This is a genomic window from Bradyrhizobium cajani, from assembly GCF_009759665.1.
GTDB lineage: Bacteria > Pseudomonadota > Alphaproteobacteria > Rhizobiales > Xanthobacteraceae > Bradyrhizobium > Bradyrhizobium cajani.
Genome location: NZ_WQNE01000018.1, coordinates 117,315 through 141,229 on the forward strand (window position 1 = coordinate 117,315; position 23,915 = coordinate 141,229).

17 protein-coding genes are annotated in these 23,915 nt (G+C 61.7%); 12 read left to right on the forward strand and 5 right to left on the reverse strand.

Going from position 1 to position 23,915, the window contains the following annotated elements; all coding sequences use genetic code 11:
• Positions 1–12: 12 nt before the first annotated feature.
• From GPL20_RS21680 to GPL20_RS21690, 3 genes are all read left to right on the forward strand, one after another.
• Positions 13–1,362 (forward strand): WS/DGAT/MGAT family O-acyltransferase, encoded by a 1,350-nt coding sequence (locus tag GPL20_RS21680; protein WP_157331532.1) that lies wholly within the window; start codon positions 13–15, stop codon positions 1,360–1,362.
• Positions 1,355–2,743: a hypothetical protein gene (locus GPL20_RS21685; protein WP_157331533.1), complete on the forward strand. Its 1,389-nt coding sequence runs from the start codon at positions 1,355–1,357 to the stop codon at positions 2,741–2,743. The genes GPL20_RS21680 and GPL20_RS21685 overlap by 8 nt, the downstream gene beginning before the upstream one ends.
• 409 nt (positions 2,744–3,152) lie before the next feature.
• Entirely contained in the window at positions 3,153–4,535 is a 1,383-nt protein-coding gene (locus GPL20_RS21690) for a hypothetical protein (RefSeq protein WP_157331534.1), read from the forward strand.
• A 125-nt stretch (positions 4,536–4,660) separates the two neighbouring features.
• Here the strand turns inward: GPL20_RS21690 and GPL20_RS21695 are convergent, their stop codons facing one another.
• The 5 genes from GPL20_RS21695 to GPL20_RS21715 all read right to left on the reverse strand — a co-directional run bounded on the left by GPL20_RS21695 (position 4,661) and on the right by GPL20_RS21715 (position 10,682).
• Positions 4,661–5,827: an ABC transporter permease gene (locus tag GPL20_RS21695; protein ID WP_157331535.1), complete on the reverse strand. Its 1,167-nt coding sequence runs from the start codon at positions 5,825–5,827 to the stop codon at positions 4,661–4,663.
• A 2-nt stretch (positions 5,828–5,829) separates the two neighbouring features.
• Positions 5,830–6,990, reverse strand: a complete 1,161-nt coding sequence (locus GPL20_RS21700; RefSeq protein ID WP_157331536.1) for an ABC transporter permease — start codon at positions 6,988–6,990, stop codon at positions 5,830–5,832.
• A gap of 9 nt (positions 6,991–6,999) precedes the next feature.
• Entirely contained in the window at positions 7,000–7,731 is a 732-nt protein-coding gene (locus GPL20_RS21705; protein WP_254125146.1) for an ABC transporter ATP-binding protein, read from the reverse strand.
• Positions 7,728–9,068, reverse strand: a complete 1,341-nt coding sequence (locus GPL20_RS21710) for an efflux RND transporter periplasmic adaptor subunit (RefSeq protein ID WP_246250798.1) — start codon at positions 9,066–9,068, stop codon at positions 7,728–7,730. The genes GPL20_RS21705 and GPL20_RS21710 overlap by 4 nt, the downstream gene beginning before the upstream one ends.
• A 573-nt stretch (positions 9,069–9,641) precedes the next feature.
• On the reverse strand, positions 9,642–10,682 hold the full coding sequence (locus GPL20_RS21715; protein ID WP_157331537.1) for a LacI family DNA-binding transcriptional regulator: 1,041 nt from the start codon (positions 10,680–10,682) through the stop codon (positions 9,642–9,644).
• A 229-nt stretch (positions 10,683–10,911) separates the two neighbouring features.
• Between GPL20_RS21715 and GPL20_RS21720 the strand changes: the two genes are divergently transcribed.
• The 9 genes from GPL20_RS21720 (at position 10,912) to GPL20_RS21760 (ending at position 22,706) form a co-directional block, all read left to right on the forward strand.
• Positions 10,912–11,985 carry an ABC transporter ATP-binding protein gene (locus GPL20_RS21720; protein WP_157331538.1) on the forward strand — a complete coding sequence of 358 codons (1,074 nt, stop codon included), beginning with the start codon at positions 10,912–10,914 and terminating at the stop codon, positions 11,983–11,985.
• A gap of 75 nt (positions 11,986–12,060) precedes the next feature.
• Positions 12,061–13,305 (forward strand): ABC transporter substrate-binding protein, encoded by a 1,245-nt coding sequence (locus GPL20_RS21725; RefSeq protein WP_157331539.1) that lies wholly within the window; start codon positions 12,061–12,063, stop codon positions 13,303–13,305.
• A gap of 97 nt (positions 13,306–13,402) precedes the next feature.
• Positions 13,403–14,344, forward strand: a complete 942-nt coding sequence (locus tag GPL20_RS21730; protein ID WP_157331540.1) for a carbohydrate ABC transporter permease — start codon at positions 13,403–13,405, stop codon at positions 14,342–14,344.
• Positions 14,341–15,195 carry a carbohydrate ABC transporter permease gene (locus GPL20_RS21735; protein ID WP_157331541.1) on the forward strand — a complete coding sequence of 285 codons (855 nt, stop codon included), beginning with the start codon at positions 14,341–14,343 and terminating at the stop codon, positions 15,193–15,195. Before GPL20_RS21730 ends, GPL20_RS21735 begins: the two co-directional genes overlap by 4 nt.
• 155 nt (positions 15,196–15,350) lie before the next feature.
• A complete protein-coding gene (locus GPL20_RS21740) occupies positions 15,351–16,106 on the forward strand; it encodes an SDR family NAD(P)-dependent oxidoreductase (protein WP_157331542.1) in 756 nt (251 codons plus the stop codon).
• A gap of 14 nt (positions 16,107–16,120) precedes the next feature.
• On the forward strand, positions 16,121–18,118 hold the full coding sequence (locus tag GPL20_RS21745) for an alpha-glucosidase (RefSeq protein ID WP_256557359.1): 1,998 nt from the start codon (positions 16,121–16,123) through the stop codon (positions 18,116–18,118).
• 626 nt (positions 18,119–18,744) lie between these two features.
• Positions 18,745–19,800 (forward strand): sugar phosphate isomerase/epimerase family protein, encoded by a 1,056-nt coding sequence (locus tag GPL20_RS21750; protein ID WP_157331543.1) that lies wholly within the window; start codon positions 18,745–18,747, stop codon positions 19,798–19,800.
• A 13-nt stretch (positions 19,801–19,813) separates the two neighbouring features.
• Entirely contained in the window at positions 19,814–20,989 is a 1,176-nt protein-coding gene (locus tag GPL20_RS21755) for a Gfo/Idh/MocA family protein (protein WP_157331544.1), read from the forward strand.
• 664 nt (positions 20,990–21,653) lie between these two features.
• Positions 21,654–22,706, forward strand: a complete 1,053-nt coding sequence (locus GPL20_RS21760) for an NAD(P)-dependent alcohol dehydrogenase (RefSeq protein WP_157331567.1) — start codon at positions 21,654–21,656, stop codon at positions 22,704–22,706.
• Positions 22,707–23,915 lie beyond the last annotated feature (1,209 nt).

Sequence of the window (23,915 nt, forward strand, 5' to 3'; positions counted from 1 at the left end):
AACTTGTCGAGTATGTCGCCGCCCTTCGTGTCCTTCGCCGATCAAAGCATATACCTTGCGCATACCTCACTTGGGCAGCATGCGGTTATTCAGGTGCTGTGGCGTTATCTGCGGCCCGTAGACCTGGACGCGCTGACACGGTTCCGTGACAATCTCGCGCACGGTCATCTGGCGCGGCTGATCCGGCCGGCGCTGCTTCCGTTCGGACGGCACCAATGGGTCAGCTCGCCACCCCCGTCGGCTGCTCTGGCTGTCGCGGAGGCGCCGCTTGCCCCTGAGGCGATGCAGGCATGGGCCGACGCGCAGGTGGAGCTTCCTTTGGACCCTGTGCGCGGGCCAGCATGGACCCTAACGATCCAAACCTTCACCGACGGCTCCACAGTGGTCTCGCTTGTGGTGTCGCACTGCATCGCGGACGGACTGACGACCGCAATAGCCGTGAGCGAAGCCGCGCGCGGCGAGCGACGGCCTCCAGCCTATCCCGCATGGTCAGTCTGGTCAGCGCCCCGCGCCGCGGCATCACTGGGTGCCGAACTCCAACGCATTGTGCGGGACGCACCAGCGACGCTCCGGGCGCTCGCCCAGCTGGCCGGTACAGCATACACATCGCGCGCCAAGTACAACACGCCCGCCGCATCGCCAGTCGTGACAAGCGCAGATGACCGGAAAGTCGTGTTTCCGTCGGCCTTCATACGCGTGCCCACGTCCGTCTGGGACGCCAGAGCACAGAGCCTGGGTGCGAACCGTCTCACGCTCCTGACCGCGATAACAGCGGCGTTTGCCGAGGCGCTCGGTCGCGTCCGTGACGATGATGTGACCTTGTTGATGCCCGTGAATCAGCGAGAGGGTCTGTCGCACACGGGCGGGAACGGCGTCGCGCTTGCCACATTGAAGGTGCGTGTCGACGAACCGCGCGGGCGCCTGCATACGTTGCAGCGACGTCTGCGGGCAACGCTGCTGCGGACGAGACGCGAACCCAATCGACTTGCCACACTGCTGCCCTTGGTGCCCTTTGTGCCTAGATGCGCATTTTCGGCTGCCAGCCATCTGGCGCTTGGCGCGCTCGCTGACCTGCCGGTCACCTGTTCGAACTTGGGCTACTTGCCCAAGGACGTGCTCCAGATCGATGGCGCTGCGGCTGATCGAATCTGCGCTCGCGGCATCGACCGTCCGGTCTCGCGCCGCGCGATCGAGGCGCGTCAAGGTGTGGCGACACTCTTCGCCGGCGTCATACCCGGATTTATCGCCCTGAGCTTCGTTACCTACCAGCCGGGCGTGGTAACGGAGCCTCAGCATCTTCGTGCGCTCGTCGAACGGCTCTTGGCTGACTACGAACTCGCTGGCGAGTTTTTCGATGCTTGAGACGAGCACGCCCGGCGCCGCGACATACGCGCGGCACCGCCTCGCCTGGCTGGACCAACTGGCCTACGAATTGTTTAGGGTCACTGGCCGGAGCCAGTTGATGCAATGCCTCTGGCTCTATGACCGTGACGTGAACCTCGCCGCGCTGGCGCGAACAAATGAACGGCTCGCCGCACTGTCCTTCAATCGGCTCATTGAGCCGTCACCCTTGCCGTGGGGAAGGCCTCGTTGGGTGAAGCCGGCCGGGGCGCCCATTCTGCCTGAGCAGAGTTCGGACCTGCTGCCACGATCGCGGCTGCTGCAGTGGGCTAACCAGCACGCGCGCGCGCCCATAGATCCTGTCATAGGCCCGGCCGTGCGAATGGCCATCCAGCCGTTCGACGATGGCAGCACAGCCGTGAGCATCGTCGGATCGCATCTCCTGCTCGACGGAATGGGAGCCTTGCGCGCTATCGAGGCTGCCGTAAACGGCACGGGCGTCCCGAGCCCGTACTTGCCTAAAGGCGCCCGCGGGCGGCTGTCCGGGTGCGTATCGGACGCGTGGCAGATCATCGCCGACGCTCCGCGTACGGTTGCCGCACTCGCTCGGATTGCGCGCGCGAACTGGCACGGGCCCGCCGCCCCTATACAGAGGCCGGCCGTTACAGCCGCCGAAGCAGATCACGACCCATCAACGATCGTGGAGCTTCCGGCTGTTGTGGTGACTGTTGAAGCGCGTGTCTGGCTCGCGTGCGAGCAGCGGCTTGGTGGTGGCTTGAATACACTGCTGCCGGGCTTCGTGGCGTCCCTGGCATCGCATCTGGGGCGCCGCCGTTTCTCTGACGGCGCTATCAGTCTGCTTGTCCCAATAAACCGAAGGCGTGGGCCGGACGACGAACGAGCGCTGGCGATCGAATTCCATATGATGAACGTCGCGCCCGCAGGCCTGACCACGAACCTGGGGCCCGTGAATGCGTCGCGGAAGGCGCTGCTTCGCGGCGCGAGGAAAAATCAGACCGATGTACTGGCGTCGTTCCTACCCGCCATCGCTTGGATGCCGCGCACCACCGCAAAGACGCTCTTGAACCGGCTGTTCAATTATGCCGATGAGCTGCCAGCAAGCTGTTCCGACCTCGGCCTGCTGCCGGACGGACTCGCGCGCATCGACGGCGCGCCGTGCCGCCACATGCTGACACGAGCTGTGGATGTCAACGTCACGCGCCAAGACCTGGAGCGTTCCCACGGCCATCTCGTTGTCGTGGCCTCGCGCTACGACAAGACCGTTTCCCTCTGCATCGAGGCCTGCCAGTTGGGACACACACCGACCACGATTGACAAACTTCGCCTGGTGGTTTCGCGAACGCTCGCCGACTTTGGACTCGATGCGATCATTGACGCCTGATCCCAGCGACCCTCGGGGGCTGGTTTTGCATGTGGATTCTCAGCCAATAAAGGATCAGCGTATTCAAAATCGAGTTAAATTGACGTACGATTGATAGGTCGGTAGGGGTGGCAAGAGATCGCTTTTCTGCGGCAATCCCAGCCTTCTGAAGTACAACGACTATTCAGCCGCATAGCGGAGGGGCTCGTGCTGATTCCGCATTTCGATTTTATCCTGACCGACTGCGACTCTTAACCGCCACACCACAGATGCGCGAGACAACCGCACGCGCGAGCAGTGTTTTCATCGTTGTCAACCCGCTTCCGGTCGAGTGTCATCCCCATGGCGGTTGGCGATCTTCGCCTGGCGGGTTTGTCAGCGTGCTCGAACCCGCCCGCATCCCGCAGCAAAGAACCAGGGGGATTGAGGGGTGAGCCCTTCTTCTGCCAACAAACTGCGCGGACGCGGCGGCGGGGCGAGCGACCCCGGCGCGGACGATGTTCTGTGCTACATGGACCAAGGCTCATTCGTCGGATTGCGCGCGCTCGGACGCGGACCAGCGCTGCATTTCACCTGGTTATGTCCGCACGCCATCGATGAAGCCGCCGTGAGACAGTTCAGCGAGCGCCTCGCACTAGGGTTGCTAGGACGTCTTCTGCAGCGTTCACCACTGCCATGGGGGCGGCACCGTTGGGTGGCCAACCCTCTGCCGGGCCCTGTGACGTGGTTTCGCGACCCGCTCCCCAACGAGTGTCTGCCCAAGTTGCGACGCGTGCTGGTCGATCTACCTGTGGATCCCGAGCACGGACCAGGCTGGCGCCTGGCAGTCCAAGCGCTGGAGGGCGGTGGCTGCGCGCTGACGATGCTGGTGTCGCACACGATCGCTGACATGCAAGCTGCCAATCGGGCCATCGCTGACGCGGTGGCTGGTCGACGTCTCGACCATGGATTCCCGGCCCCATCTTGGCGATGGTCTCCAGTGATGCTGGTGCGCGACAGCGTTGAGAGCTTGCGCGCCTTGCCTGGCGTTTGGCGCGCTCTGGTGGCTCTCGTGCGGCGGTCGCGCAAGGGGAGGGCGGGCTTGTCGCGTTCGAGCTCGCGCGCTCGAAGCAGCCACGACCACTTTGAGCCGGCAGCGGATGTGCCGCTCGTGCAGGTGGTCTTGGATGCAGGAGCGTGCCAACAGCATGCGTCGGATCTGGGCGTGGCGAGTAACACGCTGATCATGGCGTTCGCAGCACGGCTCGCTTTCCGGATGGGCCGCGTGGACGCCTCAGGGCGCGTGAAGCTGGTGCTACCGGTCAGCGACCGCCATTCAAATGACCGACGCGGCAACGCGCTGCGGTCGATCACGGTGATGGCGGACCCCGATGCTTGCCGCAACTATCCGCGCGCTTTACAGCGAGATCTCAAGGCTGCGCTGGCCTCGCTGATCCGGCACGGTGACGACTTGTCGCCGTTGTTTCCGCTGATTCCGTATGTGCCGCCGTGGCTGGCGCGTCGTCTGGAGCGGGAGGCGCTCGGGGCGGCGGACCTGCCCGTTGGATGCAGCCTTGTCGGCGAAGTGCCGCTGGACATGAACCGCCCCTGCGGCGAGGCATTGCTTCTGCAGATGTCCACTCTGGAGCGTCATACAGCCTCGGAGCTTGAACGGCTGGGTGGCGTGCTATTTATCCTGAGCCACCGTGTCGGCGAACGGCTGTTCGTTACCGTGTCCGGCTACGTGCCAGACCTCGCAACGACCCGCGCCGAGTTGGCGTCATTCGTGCGCGATGCGCTCGCGGATATGGGCCTGTGCGGGACGGTCAGTTGACGATGATCGATCAACAAAGCAGATAGCGCGCCTCGGCCAAGACTTGGCGCATGGAACGTGGAGCTTGATCGATTACTTTGGCGAGCGAAGATGCACCGTGGCGGCCAAAGCGGTCGCTGCAACGCTCAAGCGACGCGCAGCGCGTCGACGATCTTCATACGGGCGGCCCGTACGGCCGGCAGGAAGCCGCCGAGGAAGCCCATCACGAGCGCGAAGACGAGCGACCGCAGCACGATCTCGGGCGTCAGCACAAACCGAAATGCGAGCTCGGAGAGCGACGTCCAGTTGAGCGTCGAGATCTTCACCTGCATCATGAGCGATGCGAACGAAAGCCCAACAACCCAGCCGACGAGCGCGAGCAGCAGCGCCTCGACAAGGAAAGCAACGAGGATCCGCGAGCGCCGAAATCCGAGCGCCCGGAGGACCCCCACCTCCATCATGCGGCTGGCCACGGCCGCGTACATCGTTATCGTCGCGCCAATGACCGCGCCGAGCGAGAACATCACCGAGAGCGTGATCCCGAGCATCTGAATGAACCCGGAGAGCAGGCGTGACTGCTCCTCGTAGAAGATGCGCTCGCGCTTGGCCTCGATGGTAAGGCGGGGATCCGCTTCGAGGCGCGCCTTGAGCGTATCAAAGCTGGAGCGATCAGCGAGCCGCACCGTGACCGAAGAGAAAAAGTCTCGCCGAAACGACTGCATGAGCTGCTCGCTATCGCCCCAGATCTCGGAATCGAAGCCGCTGCCGCCCGCGTCGAAGCGACCTACGATCTTCCACTCCCGGTGAGCAAACCTGAGGCTCGACCCAATCTCGACGTCTTCGAAACGCCCCGCGAGCGCTCTGCCGATCACGATCTCGTTCGATCCCGGACGAAACATGCGCCCCTCGGCGAGCCGCACCTGCGGACGTACGGCCAGAGCGGCTGGGCCAACGCCGCGGACCAAAACGTTGCTCGCCTGCTTACCCCCGCGCCTTGGCCGCGATATCAGCACAGCCGATTCCTTCGATACAAGCGGCGCGCCTTCGGCTCCGATGACAACCTCGGGCTGGCTTTCGATAATCCTGGCCTGCCGACGGTCGATCAGGCTCTGGATCTCGACTTCCGCAGAGCGGCGTACGAAGATGACGTTCGTGTCCTCGCCGGTTGCAACGAGCGTCTGCTTGAGTCCGGAGTCAAGCATGAGCACGGCAGCGTAGACAAACACCACGAGGGCCATGCCTGTCGCGGTGAGCAAATTGGTGAGTTTGCGCACGTACAGGTTACGCAAGCTGTAGGCCAGCAGCAGCGGCATGGTCAGCCCAACGCTCGAAGACCATCGACGATGCTGACACGGGCTGCCCGGCGCATAGGCCAGACCGCGGCGAGGACCCCGACCACCAACGCCGAAAGTGCCTGCAATATGACAGTGTTGACGCTCACGATCAGTGATGGGAAGAGCGTCGCGGAGAGCTCGGCAAGGCGCGCGGCAACCGGGGGCGTGAGCCCGATGGCGATCGTGCCGCCGATCAATGCTATGGCCACGGATTCCCCAAGGATCAATCGTGCGACGTAGCCGGGGCTGAAGCCAATGGCCTTCAGCGTGGCATACTCGCGGAGTCGCTCGCGCGCCGTCATCGCCATGGTGTTTGCCATAACGGCCAAGATAATAAAGATAACCACGAACGAGACGATACGAATGGAAATGAGGATCGCCTCGGTCTGCTTCACGAAACCGATCTGGAAAGCTCGCTCGGTCTCGGTGAGCGTCTCGGCAAGCGAGTTTCGGAATACATCGTCGATCGCCTGACTGACTTCCGCAACGAGATTAATGCTGACAACGTCTACAGCGAAGAAGCCAACCTGGTCAGCTTGTGCCTTGGAGCGCACACGTAGTGTTTCGTTCAGGTAGTCCCAGCGGAAGAAAAGCTGCGAGGTATCGGTCTTGGGGTCTCGGCCGTCAAAGACGCCACAGATCACAAACTCCCAGTTACCGGGGAAAATGGTCCCGCGTAGCTGAATCACATCGCCTGGCTTGAAGCCGTAGCGTTTGGCGAGTTTGCGTCCTACGATCGCGCCGCGGCGGTCGCGCAGGAAGGCGCGCCGCACCTCGTCCGAAACAAGGATCTCGGGGTACATATCGAGATAGCTCGCGGCATCTATCGCAAACTGGGGAAAGAAATTTTTCGGATCTTTGTAGACGCCACCGAACCAGTTCATGTAGGTGACGCGCCGCACGCCTTCGACAGCGCCGATGCGCTTGTGATATGCTTGTGGCAGCGGCAGCGTGAAAGAGATGGCGTTGCGGGTTAGCAGCCGCGAAGGAACGGCGCCATCCACCCCCGCGTACCAGGTTTTGACGACGGTCTGGAGCAAACCAAAGGCGAGGATCGCAACTACGAGCCCGACGAGCGTCAGGGACGTACGGAGCCGGTGGCGCAAGACGTTTCGCGCCACGAGCGTGAGCCATTGGCTCATGATTGGCACTCACTCAAGGCGCTGCTCCACCAGATAAGAAAGATCGCCCTTCTCCAGATGCATGATGCGCCTCGCACGCGCAGCCGCGCGGCGATCATGTGTCACCATCACGATCGTCTTGCCCAGATCGCGGTTTAACCGCTGCATGATCTCGAGCACCTCCTCCGCGGACTGCCGGTCAAGGTCGCCCGTCGGCTCGTCGGCCACCAGCATCGTGGGGTCGGTGACGATCGCCCGGGCGATCGCCACGCGCTGCTGCTGTCCGCCCGAAAGCTCCGAGGGCAAATGTTTGACGCGATCGCTCAGGCCAACGAGACTGAGCGCGAGTTGCGCGCGGTCTCGGCGGTCGCGCCGCCCTAGGCTGGTGAGCGTGAGAGGCAACTCGACGTTCTCCAGCGCCGTGAGCACAGGCATCAGGTTGTAGAACTGGAATATGAAGCCCACGTTTGCCGCGCGCCAGTCGGCGAGATCGGCTTCCGGGAGGAGCGTGATGTCCTCGCCACCCACCTCGATGGAGCCGTGATCTGGACTGTCGATGCCAGCGATCAGGTTGAGCAGTGTCGACTTGCCCGACCCCGACGGGCCCATCAAGGCGAGGAACTCCTTACGACGGATGTCGAATGTGAGCTTGGAAAGGACTGGGACGATCTGCCCGCCGCGCCGGTAGCTCTTGCTCACGTCGCTCAGCGCGATAAGCACATCTTCCCCGGTCGGCGCGTCGGAGACGCGAAGGACGGTCACTTCGCGGCCTGCTTGACTGCGTGCCCGTCGACAAGATCTTCCGGCGGTCGGATCACCACTCGCGTGCCGGCGTTGAGGTCACGTACCTCGATCTGGTCGCCCACCTTCGTGCCGAGATCCACGCGCCGCAGACGAGCTTTGCCGTCCTCGATTACGTAGACGTGCTGTCGTCCATCCACCTCGAAGACCGCCGCCATCGGCACTGCAAGAACAGGCTTGCGCTCTGATTCGGCGACTTCACGCTCAAGGAAAGCCGCCTTGGCGCTCATATCCGGAAGCATCCGCGAGTCCCGCTGCACGAATCGGATCTTCACGAGGGTAGACGCCTTGGCACGATCCACGGTCGGTACCATCCGGCTAACCACGCCCTCGAAGCGCTCGGTAGGGATCGCGTCCAGCTGGATCTCCACCGGTTGCCCCACGTGAATGCTCAGGTACGACGACTCCGCCACGTCGGCTTCCACTTCAAGCGAGTCCATGTCGGCGATGGTGACGACCGCGCCCTTGGTGTCGACCGCCTGCGAGAACGGTGTGATCGTGTCACCTACGTTGGCGTGCCGCGTGAGGACTACGCCGTCGAAGGGCGCTCGGATAAGGGTCTGGCCGACGGCAACTTCGGACGCGCGGAGATTGGCCTGTGCAGCGGCGATGGCGGCCTCATACCCAGCAAACGCTGCTCGCGCCTTGGCGAGGCGTGCCTCAGCGGTCTCGCGCGTCGACTCGCTTATGATGTTCTTCTCGCCGAGGGTCGCGGAGCGCCTGAACGCGATTTCCGCTTGCGTGAGCTCCGCCTGCCCCTGGGCGAGGTTGGCATGTGCAACCTGCACGTTAGCGGCTGCCTGGTCGCGCACCGCTTGCGTGTCGCTGCTCTCGAGTCGGGCGATCACCTCACCCTCGTGCACCTTGCTGCCTTCGAGTACACCCAACCATTCGAGACGGCCTGTCGCCTTCGAGGCGACGGACGCCTTGCGTTGCGCAACGACGTACCCGGTCGCGTTCAACAGTGTCAGCGCTTGCGACGGGTAGACAGAGTAGACCACCGCCGTCTCGACGACGATCTGCGCATGCCGGCGCCACACCCATGTTGCAACCCCGATGCCGACAAGCATGGCGAGTAGAAGGACCCGCACCAGGATGCGGCGCAAATGTCTGCGACGCCGCGAGTCAGCGCTACGGTCGATCGCAAGCGCGGATAGATCGGAGGCGGCGGGTACGCCATCGCTCAGGGGCTGGTGCAGAGTCATCGTCTCATCATGAATTTCCGAGCAATGCAGCGCAAATTTTGAAGAAAATATCTCTTTGCGGAAGCCGTAAGCCATGCGCTTGACGACTGTCAATTAGCATTAAAGGCGACTCTTGACATCCATCATCTCGCATTCTCCAATCTTATTTAAAATCTGAAATGAAGCCGACGGCGGCCCGGACTGCAACAGCAACTGGAGGCGGAGGTTTTCCACGACCGGTTTAAGTTGCGCAAATCCCATCAAGGTGCTGCGGCAGGCTCCAGAGTACGTCGCCAACGGCTGGGCCGAAATGAGCGAGACTAATCGAGCCGGCAGTCGGCGCTGATCGGACCTGTAGAGCGGGATTAAGCGAAGCCGCCTGCGGCGGTATCATCTGTCGCAGGGTTGGGCTTCAAAAACCCACGCCCCTTTTGCGATCCTTCCCCAATTGCGCAAAGGCGCGGTCTTTGCGTTGTCATTGTTGGATTGCAAGGGCTCTGATTGGACATCGGTTGCTGGAGCTAGCTCAAGCTTGCCCATGATGGGTTGGAGTGAGAGTTCAAATCTTTCAAAAGGTTAGAAGGCGCCCTGCGCACCGGGAGATCAAGAAAAATCGATCGACCGCAAGTGCCGATGGCCGCATTTTCGAGTGATGTGACTGTGAAGTTGGGTTGCGAGGGCGAGCACTTAACTGCTCTGCCGGTGGAGCAGGGTGAAACGCGTATCGATGACTGTCTGTGCTGGCTCGCCGTCGGAGTGCAAGATCCTTGCGATGATCAGCCGCGCGGCTTCCTTCCCGATCAGGTCGCCGGGCGGGCGGATGGTCGTCAAGGACGGATTCGAAGCTGCGCTGAAGCTCAAGTCGCCAAAGCCCACCACCGACAGGCGGTCGGGGATTGCGATGCCGAGGCGCTGGCACTCGAAGATCACGCCGAGGGCGATGTGGTCATTGGAGCAGGCAATCCCATTCACGTTCGGAAAGCGATGCAGGGCCTCGCCGAGCAGCATGGCGCCAACCTCGGCGCTCGCCGGCGCAGGATGCTGGATGATCTCTGCAGTGATGTCCGGAATTTTCCGCGCCGTCTCGACGAAGCCCTGGGCGCGCCGTGCTGCGCGACGATCCTCGTGCAGGCGGGCGCCAAGAAACAGCAATCGCTTGCGTCCTCGCTGAACGAGATGCGACGCGGCGGCGTGACCCACCTGGTCGTGGTGAAAACCGACCGCCATGTCCATAGTCTGGGAACCGAGCTCCCAGATTTCGACAACCGGCACCTTGCTATCACGCAACAGCCGGCGCGTCGCGACACTGTGGGAGAGGCCGGTCAAGACGATGGCGGCGGGAGCCCAGGACAGTGCTGTGCGGACCAGACCTTCCTCGTCGTGCTCTTTGTATTCGGTGTGGCCGAGCATCATCTGCAGTCGCTGCTTGCCGAGCTCTTCCTGCATGGCCGCGACGGTCTCGGCAAAGAATGCATTGCGGACAGATGGCACAACGATGCTCACGACGCGCGACGAGGCCGCAGCGAGGCCGCCGGCCATCAGGTTCGGCACGTAGTCGAGCGCTTCGATGGCGCGTGCGATCGACTCACTCGCCGCCGCCGAAACCGCATCGGGCTTTCTGAAATAGAGGGACACCGTGGACGGCGAGAGCTCGGCGCGCGCCGCCACATCCATGATCGTGACCCGTTGCATCTTGCGCCGGGTGCGTGTGGGCTTTGGTGCCGCCATTCCCCTGGTAGCTCCAAAATAATAGCGCTGCTATCTAGCCGAGGCTCTGTCGCGATACAATCACATTCTGCTCGTCAGGAAAAAGCACGAGCTAAATCAAATATATATGCCGCCTTGAGCTGAAGATGGCGGGGCGTTTTCTGGGTTGTTGATTTGAAAAAATCGTAGCGCTACCATTTGCGCCGCGGCCTCAACGGCCGTAGGGATGCGGGACGGGAGAACGGGACTCATGGCTTCGGTCGGCCTTCGCAAGCTTGAGAAGAGCTACGGTGCGTTTCGCGTCGTCAAGGCCATCGACCTCGAGATCATCGACGGCGAGTTTGTGGTGCTGGTTGGTCCGTCGGGCTGCGGCAAATCGACGACGCTGCGCATGATCGCCGGACTCGAAAGCATCAGCGGCGGCGAGATCCGGATCGGCGATCGTATCGTCAACGATCTGCCGCCGCGTGAGCGCGACATTGCTATGGTGTTCCAGGACTACGCGCTCTACCCGCACAAGACGGTGCGCGAGAACATGGGGTTCAGCCTGAAGGTGCGGGGCGTGAACGCGGGGGAAGCGGACGCAAAGATCAGGGGCGCGGCGGAGATGCTCGGCATCACCCATCTTCTCGACCGGCGGCCGGGACAGCTCTCCGGTGGACAGCGCCAGCGGGTTGCGATGGGGCGGGCCATCGTGCGGCGGCCGCAGGTGTTCCTGTTCGATGAGCCGCTGTCCAATCTTGACGCGAAGCTGCGCGGTCAGGTCCGCACGGAAATCAAGAGGCTGCACCAGACGATCGGGACCACCATCGTCTATGTAACCCACGATCAGGTCGAGGCGATGACGTTGGCCGATCGCATTGTCATCCTCCGCGGCGGCGACATCGAGCAGATCGGAACGCCCGATGAGGTCTACAACAATCCGGCCAACGTCTTCGTCGGCAGCTTCGTCGGCTCTCCGTCGATGAACTTCGCCAAGGCCAGGGCTGCCCATGGCTATCTCGATTTCGCCGACGGCAACCGTCTGCCCCTGGCGGCTTTGACAGGCACCGGAATCTCGGCGGCCGATGGGCGCGAATTCATCGTTGGCATCCGGCCCGAGCATTTCACATCCGGGACGTCTGATATCGGCCTGAATTGCGAGGTTCAGGTCGTCGAGCCGCTCGGCTCCGATACGCTGGTGCATTTCTCGGTGGCCGGCGCGACTTTGACCGCGCGGCTGCCGCCCGAGTTGCGCCCGCGACCCGGAGAGGCGTTCAAGCTGGGCCTCGACCCCGCGAAGATCCATCTGTTCGATGCTGAGACGGAGCGTGCCTTGCACTAACAGGTGCGCAGCGAGGCCATCAACCACAAGCCAGTAACGTCGCGAGCAAGCGGCGGTCTTATTCGGGAGGACGGCATGAATTTGGAGCGCATTTCAAGGATAGCAGGATTGCTGCTCGGGTTCGGAGCATTCGCCTTCGCAACCGGCGCGTGCGCCGAAACCACGTTGAAGATCTTCGTCACAAGCCAGGGGCAGCCCGGCATCTGGCGCACTGTGCTCGATCAATACGAAGCGCGCAATCCGGGCGTCAAAGTTGCTATCGAACTGGGCGGCGCGACCTCGGATCTGCAGGCGCAATATCTCAACACGGTCCTCACGGCGAAGGACTCTTCGCTCGATGTGCTGATGCTCGACGTCATACGGCCGGCGCAATTTGCGGCTGCGGGCTGGACCAGCCCGATCGCAAGCGAAAACATGTCGTCTTATCTCCGCGCTTATGCCGAGGCGAACACCGTTGACGGCAAGGTGGTGGCGCTCCCCGCCTTTGCGGATTCCATGTTCCTCTATTATCGCAAGGACCTGCTCGACAAATACGGGCTCCAGCCGCCAACGACCTGGGACGAGCTCGCTGCCGCCGCTAAGAAGATCGCGGATGGTGAGCAGAATCCGAGTCTGCAGGGTCTCTCGTTCCAGGGCAAGGCGATCGAAGGTGCGGTCTGCACATTCCTCGTACCATACTGGAGCCAGGGCAAGGTGGTCGTGAAGGACGGCAAGTTCGATTTCGATCGTGAGGCCGCTGCGAAATCGCTCGCGCTTTGGAAGAACTTCGCCGATAGTGGTGTCGCCAAGAAGAACATTGCCGAGGTTGCGACCGACGATACGCGCAAGGAATTCCAGGCTGGCAACGTCGTCTTCGCGGTGAACTGGGCCTACGCCTGGGCCATGACGCAGGGCGCGGACTCTGCCGTGGTCGGCAAGGTCGGCGTCGCGCGGCTCCCGGCGGTCACCGGCGGCGAACAGGCGACTTGCCTCGGAGGTTGGGAGTGGGGCGTTTCTGCCTTTTCCAAGCATCAGGAGGAGGCGAAGAAGCTCGTCGAATATCTGTCGAGTCCCGAAGTCTCCAAAATCATGGCCATCAAGGGCTCGTTGCTGCCGACTTACGGCAAGCTCTACAAGGACGCGGACGTGATCAAGGCGGTGCCGTGGTTCGCCGACGCTCAGCCGATTGTTGAGACCGCGAAGCCACGTCCGGTGACGCCGCGTTACAACGAGGTCAGTGAAGCGATCCGGACCACGGTCAACGCTGTGCTTGCGGGCGTGACCACGCCGGCGGACGGCGCAGCCCAGATCGAGGCTCGTCTGAAGCGGATCCTCCGCTAAGGCATGATCCGGCGACGAGCGGGTGTGTTTCGCATCCCGCTCGCGGTCGCGAACTGCTGCGTCGTCTTGTGTGCAATCCGGATCGGACTTAACGGCGATGACATCCACGTCCAAGAACGCAGCCGGTCGCGTCGATGCGCGACGTGCGAGGTTGTCGCGCTGGCTCGATCCGGACGAAACGACGCTTGCCGTATTGCTCCTGGCGCCCGCCGCGATCCTGCTCAGCGTGATGATCGTCTACCCGGTGGGCCGGCTGATCTACACGAGCTTCCTCGACCTGTCGCTGACGTCGGGCCTGCCGGCGCGCTTCGCCGGACTCGCGAACTTTCAGCAGATGCTGGACGATCCCGTCTTTTGGCAGGCGACCTGGAACACGATCCTGATCACGCTGATCACGGTGCCCGGCGCGCTACTGGTCGGGCTCGGACTTGCGCTGCTCGCAAATCTGCCGTTCCAGATGCGATGGCCGGTGAGGCTCTCGCTCCTGATTCCGTGGGCGCTGCCGCTTGCGTTCGCGGGGCTGATCTTCGCATGGTTCTTCCATTCGGAATACGGCGTGGTCAACGACGTGCTCAATCGGATCGGCCTGCCGGGCGTGATCTGGTTCAATTCGCCGCGTCTCGCTTTCGCCGCGATCTGCCTCGCCATCATCTGGAAGGCTTCCTCTTTCATGGCAATGATCATTCTCGCGGGATTGCAGACCATTCCGCGTTCGCTTTACGAGGCCGCGGACGTCGATGGGGCAGGGCGTGTGCGGCAGTTCTTCGAGATCACGTTGCCGTTGCTAAAGCCCACGATCGTGGTGGCGCTGATCTTCCGCACGATTACTGCCCTGCAGACCTTCGATATTCCGTACATGATGACGGGGGGCGGGCCGGGCACCGCAACTGCGACGTTGGCTATGTACATCCATCAGAACACCGTGTCGTTTCTCGACCTCGGTTACGGATCGGCGCTTGCGGTGGTGATGTTCGGCCTTTCGATGTGTGTCACGGCGCTCTATCTGCGCATGATCCGCGGCAGCGAGTCCGCATCATGAGCACGTCTGTCTTCTCCGCTCCCGGCTCGGTCTTGTCCGGCAAACCGCTGCGGGCCATCGCCGCGCTCATTCTCGTCGTGAACGGCCTGTTCCCGGCGCTGTGGATTCTGCTGACCTCGTTCAAGACCGAGGCGGAGCTCACGCTGAAGCCGATCACCTGGCTGCCGCACGCGGCGACGCTGCGGAACTACAGCCAGGCGTTCTCCGATCAACCGCTGCTCACGTTCCTGTTCAATAGCGTCATGGTCGCGCTGCTCTCGACCGTGTTGACCCTGTTGATCTCGGTTCTGGCGGCCTATGCGCTTGCGCGGCTGAATCTCCGGTTCAGGGGATTGATCATGTCTGTCATCATCGCGGTCTCAACCTTTCCGCTGGTGACGCTGCTGGTGCCCTTGTTCGAGACGATGCGTGCACTTAATCTGCTCAACACCTGGACGGCGCTGATATTGCCCTACACCGTCCTGAGCCTGCCGGTCTGCACCCTAGTGCTGACGTCTTTCTTCGAAGCGATTCCGCGCGATTTGGAGAATGCTGCCATGATTGATGGCTGTACGCGATTTGGCGCGCTTTTCAAGGTGGTGGTTCCACTCTCGGCACCCGGCGTGTTCACCGCCGGAATCCTTGCCTTTGTCAACTCCTGGGACGAATTCCTGCTCGCCCTATCGTTCAACTCCAATCCGGGGCTGCGGACGCTGCCTGTCGGAATCCAGCTCTATCAGGGAGAGTTTGCGTTTCCGTGGCCGGTCATATCCGCAGCGCTCGTCGTTGGTATCGTGCCTGTCGCCATCCTGATTGTGATCTTCCAGGAGCGCGTAGTTTCGGGGCTGACCGCGGGCGGCCTCAAGGGATGAGGTCCAGCAACGATGCTCGATCGCGGCCATCGAATGCGAAGAACTGCTGCGCTGGTATCCACTGAGCAGCGGTTTGTTCGCGATGCGTGTCGATGGTCCGGGTATCGAAAAGCCGCGTTCGATTCTGATGTCCAAGGCTGAACAAGGTTCCCGGAATGACAGTTTACGATTCGGTTCGTTATGCCTCATTGGCTGGTCGCAGCGTGCTGATTACTGGTGGGGCGTCTGGAATCGGCGCCGAAATGGTAAGGGCCTTTACGTCCCAAGGTGCGATCGTCTCTTTCGTCGACATCGACCAGGAGGCGGGGCCGGCGACCGCTGCCGCCACGGGAGCGGAGTTCATTGCTTGCGACATCACCGACATAGCGGCGCTCCGCTCCGCGATCGTGCGCGTAGAGGACAAGTATGGACCGGTCGCAGTGCTCATCAACAATGCCGCCCGCGATGATCGTCACGCGATGGCCGACGTTGGCCCTGAGGCTTGGCGGAGGACGCTGGCGTTAAACCTCGATCATCAGTTTTTTGCCAGCCAGGCCGTGAGCAGGCGGATGATCGAGGCCGGCCGCGGAGCGATCATCATGTTCGGATCAGTCTCGTGGATGCGCGGGGTCGCGGGAATGGTCGGCTATACAGCGGCGAAGGCCGCAATCAACGGCATGACCAAGACGCTTGCCCGCGAATTGGGCCCAGCGGGCATTCGCGTCAATTGCATCGTGCCGGGCGCGATCGTGACCGAACGTCAATTGCGGCTATGGGCAACGCCCGAAAGTAATCAGAAGTTCATTGAGAGCCAGGCGCTCAAATTTCGACTCGATGCCACGCACGTTGCGCGCGTAGCGCTGTTCCTCGCCTCCGACGAGAGTGCGGGCTGCACAGGAGCAAACTTCGTCGTCGATGCTGGCCTGACCTGAAGGGGCGAAGAGCAATGGACTTGAAACTTGAGACGACTCAATCCGGCTTCGCGGTTTCCATTTGTGGCCGCCGGGTTCTCACACACAGTGCCGCAGCGCCATGCTTCTTTGTCGGCCAGGGGAACGATGGCATCACGATGCATCGCGGTCACTTCGAGATTGAGGATCGCCTCGCCGAACGCTGTCCGCTAGCGCATGCCGAGATAGATGGAGAAACGATCGTGCTTGCCGCCGCCAAGGGGCACCCCCCGCGCCTTGGCGTTACGCTCGAGGGCAATGCACTGGTGCTACGGGCCCTTGATCCGTCCGTAAATCGATTTTGGCTGCGGCTTGTTGCCGACCGGGACGAGAACGTCTGGGGCGGAGGCGAGCAATTTTCCTACTTTGACCTGCGCGGGCGGCGGTTTCCGTTGTGGAGCTCGGAACCAGGCGTCGGGCGCGACAAGACCACCGAGATCACATTCAAGGCGGACGCGGCGGGCCAAGCGGGCGGCGACTACTATCACACGTACTATCCCCAGCCGACTTATGTCTCCTCGGCGCGCTATGCGCTTCACGTCGGAACATTCGCCTTCAGCGCTTTCGACTTTCGCGATAATTCGTTTCACGAGATCGAGGTCTGGGCTGTTCCGGAGCGCATCGAGTTGTTTGCGGCGCCATCGTTCGTCGAACTGGTAGAGATCCTGTCCAGCCGTTTTGGGCGCCAGCCACCACTTCCGGAGTGGATCTACAACGGTGCGATAATCGGCCTGAAGGATGGAGCAAACTCATTCAATCGCCTCACAAAGATACGTGAAGAGGGCGTCAAGGTTGCCGGTCTGTGGTGCGAGGATTGGGTCGGGATTCGGCCGACTGCCTTCGGCGCGCGACTGTTCTGGGACTGGCAGGCAAATGAGATGCGGTATCCCGGCCTGCGACAGCACATCGCTGAATTAAACAGCGAGGGCATCCACTTCCTCGGTTATGTGAATCCGTATCTCTGCGAGGATGGCGTCCTGTTCAAGGAGGCTGAGGCTGCGGATTACTTCGTCAAGGATGCTTCAGGGCGAATTGCCCTGATCGATTTCGGAGAATTTCTCTGCGGTATCGTTGATTTCACCAATCCAGACGCTGCGGCGTGGTTTTCCGAAGAGATCATCGGCGCGAGGATGCTCGATTATGGCTTGTCCGGCTGGATGGCCGATTTCGGCGAGTATCTACCGGTTGATGTGCGTCTCGCCAACGGGACCGACGCAAGGCTTGCACACAACCATTGGCCAACGCTATGGGCTGAAGTCAACGCGAAGGCGGTGGCGAGTCGCGGCCGGACCGGTGAGGCAGTGTTCTTCATGCGGGCTGGCTTCACGGGTATACAGAAGTCGTGCCCGTTGCTCTGGGCCGGCGATCAATCGGTTGACTTTTCGCGGCATGACGGGCTGGTCACGGTCATCTGCGCCGCCCTGTCATCAGGATTGCTCGGCAATTCGTTTCACCATTCCGATATCGGCGGCTATACGAGCCTGTTCGGAAATGTCCGCACGCCCGAACTCCTCATGCGCTGGGCCGAGATGGCGGCATTCACGCCGGTGATGCGTAGCCACGAAGGCAATAGGCCCCATGACAATTTGCAGATCGATGGCGACCCGGCGGTCCTTTCGCATTTCGCTCGGATGACCGCGATCTACGTTCACCTCGCGCCTTATCTCAGGAGTTTGTCGCTGGAAGCAACTCGCCGGGGCCTCCCGGTCCAGCGCCCGTTGTTCCTGCATCATGAGGAAGACCGGCGGACCTACGGCGTTCAGGATTGCTATCTCTATGGTCGGGACGTGCTGGTCGCACCCGTCTGGCAGGCATCACAAGATGAGCGGAAGCTCTATCTTCCGGCGGGGGCCGACTGGATTCACGTCTGGACGGGCCAGTCATTTGCCGGCGGCCAAGAAATATCGATCGAGGCGCCGCTGGGGCGGCCCGCGGTTTTCTATCGGGCAGATACCGAATTCGAAACGCTGTTTGTTGGACTTCGGGGTGTATAGCTACGACCTTGTCGGGTGTGCGTCGATCCGGGAGAGGAGGTCGTTGCGGTCGATGAGGCAGTTTCAGATGACGGGTGTCCGATCCTTCCAACAATGGATTGGAGCTGTGAACGCTGTTTCGCAAGCTAATGATTCCCATATGGAGGTATTCAATTTAAGCGGGAACCTCTCCTCGGAGCATCGGTGAATTGCAGAGCCTGATCGGGCACGGGCGTGTCGATGCCGACGAGGGCGGTGCGATCGATGTCGGCCATCTCTTCAGGAGCTCCCAGATGACGCGACCCTGGTGCGGGTTTGCGGCAATGTCTCGGCGGCGGCACGGGCGCTGCGCATCAGCCTTGCGCAGCTGAACGATCGGCTTCGGCGACCTGGTCTAAAACCGATCGCGCACGTTCTGTTGATCGCGAGCAGCATCTTCGGGCGACTGCGGGAAGCCGGTCTACCGCCACACCGACGCCATGACGCACTGGCCGAGGAGATGTTCTGAGACGGACGACCCGGCCGATTGGGAATGGCTGCTGTGGACCGTTCCATCTCACGCCTGGGACTGGTCAGGGGAGGCAAGGTCTGGTTGAGTATCGTGCTTGGCCGACTTGCCCTGCCGAAGCAGGGAGAAGGAACATTCGATGAAGATGATCAAGGGACCGGCGATATTCCTCGCCCAGTTCGCTGCCGACGCGGCGCCGTTCAACTCCCTCGACTCGATGTGCGCATGGGCCGCCTCGCTCGGCTACGAGGGGGTCCAGATTCCGACTTGGGATGGTCGGCTCTTTAACCTGAAAGAAGCTTCGGAGTCGCAGGACTATGCCGATGAGGTGAAAGGGATCGCAGCGCGCCACGGGCTCGCGATCTCCGAGCTCTCGACCCATCTCCAGGGCCAGCTCGTTGCCGTTCACCCGGCCTATGATGCGGCGTTCGACGGTTTCGCGACGCCCGAGGTGCGTGGCAATGCCAAGGCCCGCACGGAATGGGCCGTCGACCAGGTCAAGCGCGCGATCCTGGCCTCGAGGCGGCTCGGCCTTGCCGTGCAGGCGACCTTTTCCGGCGCGCTGGCCTGGCCGTACGTCTATCCATGGCCGCAGCGCCCGGCCGGCCTGATCGAAGCGGCCTTCGACGAGCTCGCCAAGCGTTGGCAGCCGATCCTAGACTATGCGGACGAGCACGGTATCGATCTCGCTTATGAGATTCATCCCGGCGAGGACCTTCACGATGGCGTCTCCTATGAGATGTTTCTCGATCGAGTAAAAGGCCACAATCGCGCGAACCTGCTCTACGATCCCTCGCACTTTGTGCTGCAGCAGCTCGACTATCTCGACTACATCGACATCTATCACCAGCGCATCAAGGCCTTCCATGTCAAGGACGCCGAGTTCAATCCGACGGGCCGCCAAGGCGTCTATGGCGGATTCCAGAGCTGGGTCGACCGTGCCGGTCGCTTCCGTTCGCTCGGCGATGGCCAAGTCGATTTCGGCGCCATCTTCTCGAAACTCACGCAACATGATTACGCGAGCTGGGCGGTGCTCGAGTGGGAGTGTGCTCTGAAGCATCCCGAGCAAGGCGCGCGCGAGGGCGCGGAGTTCATCAAGCGCCATATTATCCACGTAACCGAGAAGACCTTCGACGATTTCGCTGGCTCCAGCACTGACGACGCAGCGAACCGCAAAATGCTGGGCCTGTGCTGAGCGGGAGGAGCAAATGACAATTAAGGCAAGCAACGAGACCGGTCGTCATGCTCGAATTCGGCTCGGCATGGTCGGGGGCGGACAGGGCGCCTTCATCGGGGCCGTCCACCGCATTGCCGCTCGCATCGACGACCAGTTCGAGCTGGTCGCCGGCGCGCTCGCGTCCGATCCAGCTCGCGCCAGGACATCGGCGAAGGAGCTCGGCATCGCCGATGATCGGGCCTATGGCTCTTTCGAAGAGATGGTGAAGGCTGAATCCGCCCGAGCGGACTGCATCGAGGCGGTCTCGATCGTGACACCGAACCACATGCACAGCCCGGTCGCTAAGGCTTTTCTTGAAGCCGGGATCCACGTCATCTGCGACAAGCCACTGACGACGACCGTTGCCGAGGCCGAGGAGCTGGTGGCGCTGGTCAGGAAGACGGGCAGGGTGTTCGTGGTAACCCACAACTACACCGGCTATCCCATGATCCGACAAGCCCGCGCCATGATCGCGAATGGCGAGCTCGGCGAGATCCGGCTGGTGCAGGCCGAATATCTCCAGGATTGGCTGACGGAGCGATTGGAAGCAAGCGACCACAAGCAGGCGGCGTGGCGCACGGATCCGGCGCGGTCTGGCGCGGGCGGGTGCATCGGCGACATCGGCACTCACGCCTACAATCTTGCCTGCTTCGTCACCGGGCTCGAGCTCGACGAACTGCTCGCCCAACTCTCGACCTTTGTCGAGGGGCGGCGTCTCGACGATGATGTCCAGATCCTTCTCAAATGGAAGGGCGGCGCCAAGGGCATGCTATGGGCGAGTCAGGTCGCCGTCGGCAATGAGAACGGCCTCACGCTGCGCGTCCATGGCAGCAAGGGCGGTCTCAAATGGGCGCAGGAGAATCCGAACCAGCTTTGGTTCACGCCCTACGGCCAGGCCAAGCAGCTCCTGACGCGCGGTGGCGCCGGCGCTTCGGGCGAGGCGAGCCGCGTCACCCGCATCCCCTCCGGCCATCCCGAGGGTTACCTGGAAGGTTTTGCGACAATCTATGCCGAGGCAGCGCGCGCCATCCGCGCGGCACGAGTCGGCGAAATGCCGGGTCCCGAGGTCGTCTTCCCAACGGTTGAGGATGGCCTGGCAGGCGTGAAGTTCATCGATGCCGCGGTGAAGTCCTCGGCATCCAAGGGCGCCTGGGTTCGGATGACGTAAACGCTGCCGCGTCTGTAACCCGGACTCTTACGGGTCCCATCGAGGCGTGATCGTTTACGATCGGTGACTATCCTTGCGGCCGTGGACATCGAGTACGATCCCGAGCGCCAGGCCGCAGCGGCGATGAAGGTCGCCGCCAAAGTCGATGGTGCCGAAAGGCTAAGATGGATCCGGGCCGCGTTGGCCTGGACGGAACTCTCTCGTCTTCGGTCGGCAGCTCGCGCCGGACTCGGCGGGGCGGAAGAGCGAGATCGTTCCGATCAAAACGAGCGGCGCGCGCGCGATTGCGGCTTCATCGTTGCAGCGTGCCTCCGCTCATCCGCCGTAAGGTCCTTGGTTTGGAAACCGAGTAGTTGCGAAATTTCCCGCCCGGCCTCACCGCGCGATGCTCAAGGGGTCGCCGATGTCCCGATTGATCGAGAGGACATGGCGGCTTTCGCACTCCAGAATGCAAATTCCGCGAACCACCTTCAGCTTCAACCGCGCCGATTAAATGTCACCGGCTGTACCTCGGTGAGTGATGATACTTGTGGTGCGATGCAACGAAGCTGCGCCCGCCTCAAAGGCGCCTAGTCGAGCACCCAGTAAAGTCTATTGGCACGAAAAATGCTGAGGCCCCGATCGCCCACAGCGAAGCGAAGTTCGCTGGGAGACGGAGGAGATGATGAGAGCCCAAGTATTGAGAGCGTATGACGAAAAGCTGTCCAACGACCGGTGGGTCAGCGAAGAAGAAGTGCCTGATCCCAAGCTGACAAAATCGACGGACGTCATCGTCCGTATCGGCGGCGCTGGCGTATGCAGGACCGATCTTCATATCATCGAGGGCGTCTGGAAGCCGCACATGGATCCGACCGGCGATAAACTGCTACCCATCATCATGGGACACGAAAATGCGGGCTGGATCGAAGAGGTTGGCAAGGAAGTTGACGGCCTGAAGAGAGGCGACCCGGTCATCGTTCATCCGAAGATCACCGGCGGCACCTGTCTGGCCTGTCGCCGTGGCTTCGACATGCACGGTCCCGGCACTTTTCCAGGTCTCGACTGCAACGGTGGCTACGCAGAATTCCTTTGCACCTCGGAACGCAACATCGTGCCGCTGCCGCGGACGCTTGCTCCGAAGGATGTGGCGCCCTACGCGGATGCGGGCCTTACGGCCTATCGCGCAATCAAGAAGGCCACGCGCCACCTTCTGCCGGGCGAATCCTGCGTCGTTATCGGGGCTGGTGGATTGGGCCACATCGGAATCCAGTGTCTCAAGGCGATGTGTGCGGCCGACGTTATCGTCGTCGACAAGTCCGAAGAGTCGCTGAAATTGGCAGAAAAGTCAGGCGCCGATCATCTGGTGAAGGCTGACGGCAACGAAGTGGCAGCAGTGCTGGCTCTGACTGCCGGAAACGGCGCGGAAGCGGTGATCGATTTCGTCGGCGAAAAGGGCACGACATCCAAAGGTCTGGCGATGACCCGCCCGATGGGCAGCTATTACGTTGTCGGCTATGGTGAGGACATCCGTGTTCCGACCGTCGACATGGTGATTACCGAGAAGAACATCATCGGAAATCTGGTCGGCACGTGGGCCGAGCTAACGGAGTTGATGGCACTCGCGGATCGAGGCTTGGTCGAGCTCGCAACCGCCGAATATCGTCTGGCGGATGCAAACAAGGCGTTGCACGATCTCAACGCCGGCAAGATTCATGGACGTGCTGTTTTAATTCCTTGATTCAGGACAGCGTCATCCATCGCGAGAATGCGTTCCTCGCGATGGATCTGACGTCTCTCCGTCTGCGCCCAGATATCCGCGCGGACTGCCCATGTTGCAGCGCAAACGCCGCGGGCTGACGAATACTCGCGCGGGTCGCACAGCGTCTCATTTTGCATCGTCGTCGCAATTTGCAACGCGACCGGTCTCAGGGCGATATCGCCAATACCCCATGTTGCCCAGCTCCGTCTTCCGCTGCTCGGGAGACGATCCGAAAGAGGCCTTCGATCGATCTGGCACGCCCGTTGCACACCTCCTGTGCAGGTACTCCCTGGCGAAGCACACCGATACGGCCAAGAACGAGCCGCTTCGCCTTCAGGCGCACATCAGCGACAAACTCTTGCGCCTGGCGTCCGTATCCGCCGCGAGACTTGGCAAGCCAGCACCATCGCCGACGCCGCACTTCGCGTGTGATCGCGGTGCTGTGTGGAAGTTCGGAGAATGATTGATATCGACAGGAGGCCAGAATGGGCAAGAGCTCGAAGAATCCTCACCACGGCTCAGCGAGTTGCTGCGCCGTCTGCGGCGGAAAGTTTGGCCTTATCCGTTACTACTGCTGGCGAACGGCGCTTTGCTCCAGTAAGTGCGTCGACCGGTTCAGAGTACGTAGGGAGGGTGACCATAGATGGCTCCGCTGGTTGCGAGCCGTCTAGGTTTTCAACGACGACATGGTGGCATTGTCATGCTTCGCATTGGGAGGCGCCACGTGAGGTTCATCCTGGTGAACGGCAGGACGCCATGTCAAAAAACGTTTTGCATGCTTTGCTGCGAGCCAATTCACGCAAACTATCTGAGAGAATTTAGTACCGGATTGCCCTTTTGCGATCATGATTGTTACGCCCTCTACTCCGGACGCTGGATGTCGAGAGTTGGGCAACCAAAGAACTCAGCCGCTGTGGACGATTATCGCTAGTTCAAGCGGGTCCACAACGAACCAGCTCGCAAGAACGGCGATCGCCAAGTGCGAAGCTGCATGGTTGCCTGTCCCGAAACACGCTTCGATTAACGGCGAACAAAGTAATTTCAGTATCCAAACAAGCCGACCGATCGATATTGCGACGCAAATGTTGCGGCGCAATCATGCGCGGCTGAGATTCTCATTTTGCAATTCATGTCGCAAATTGCATCTCGGTCAGTTGCGACCGAAGCATTGCGACGTCTCTGCCTTCG

Excerpts from the sequence above, each read along its gene's own strand:
- GPL20_RS21680 (WP_157331532.1), top strand. The coding sequence starts at position 13 with ATGTCGCCGCCCTTCGTGTCCTTCGCCGATCAAAGCATATACCTTGCG.
- GPL20_RS21685 (WP_157331533.1), top strand. The coding sequence starts at position 1,355 with ATGCTTGAGACGAGCACGCCCGGCGCCGCGACATACGCGCGGCACCGC.
- GPL20_RS21695 (WP_157331535.1), bottom strand. The coding sequence starts at position 5,827 with ATGCCGCTGCTGCTGGCCTACAGCTTGCGTAACCTGTACGTGCGCAAA.
- GPL20_RS21700 (WP_157331536.1), bottom strand. The coding sequence starts at position 6,990 with ATGAGCCAATGGCTCACGCTCGTGGCGCGAAACGTCTTGCGCCACCGG.
- GPL20_RS21715 (WP_157331537.1), bottom strand. The coding sequence starts at position 10,682 with ATGGCGGCACCAAAGCCCACACGCACCCGGCGCAAGATGCAACGGGTC.
- GPL20_RS21720 (WP_157331538.1), top strand. The coding sequence starts at position 10,912 with ATGGCTTCGGTCGGCCTTCGCAAGCTTGAGAAGAGCTACGGTGCGTTT.
- GPL20_RS21725 (WP_157331539.1), top strand. The coding sequence starts at position 12,061 with ATGAATTTGGAGCGCATTTCAAGGATAGCAGGATTGCTGCTCGGGTTC.
- GPL20_RS21730 (WP_157331540.1), top strand. The coding sequence starts at position 13,403 with ATGACATCCACGTCCAAGAACGCAGCCGGTCGCGTCGATGCGCGACGT.
- GPL20_RS21735 (WP_157331541.1), top strand. The coding sequence starts at position 14,341 with ATGAGCACGTCTGTCTTCTCCGCTCCCGGCTCGGTCTTGTCCGGCAAA.
- GPL20_RS21740 (WP_157331542.1), top strand. The coding sequence starts at position 15,351 with ATGACAGTTTACGATTCGGTTCGTTATGCCTCATTGGCTGGTCGCAGC.
- GPL20_RS21745 (WP_256557359.1), top strand. The coding sequence starts at position 16,121 with ATGGACTTGAAACTTGAGACGACTCAATCCGGCTTCGCGGTTTCCATT.
- GPL20_RS21750 (WP_157331543.1), top strand. The coding sequence starts at position 18,745 with ATGAAGATGATCAAGGGACCGGCGATATTCCTCGCCCAGTTCGCTGCC.
- GPL20_RS21755 (WP_157331544.1), top strand. The coding sequence starts at position 19,814 with ATGACAATTAAGGCAAGCAACGAGACCGGTCGTCATGCTCGAATTCGG.
- GPL20_RS21760 (WP_157331567.1), top strand. The coding sequence starts at position 21,654 with ATGAGAGCCCAAGTATTGAGAGCGTATGACGAAAAGCTGTCCAACGAC.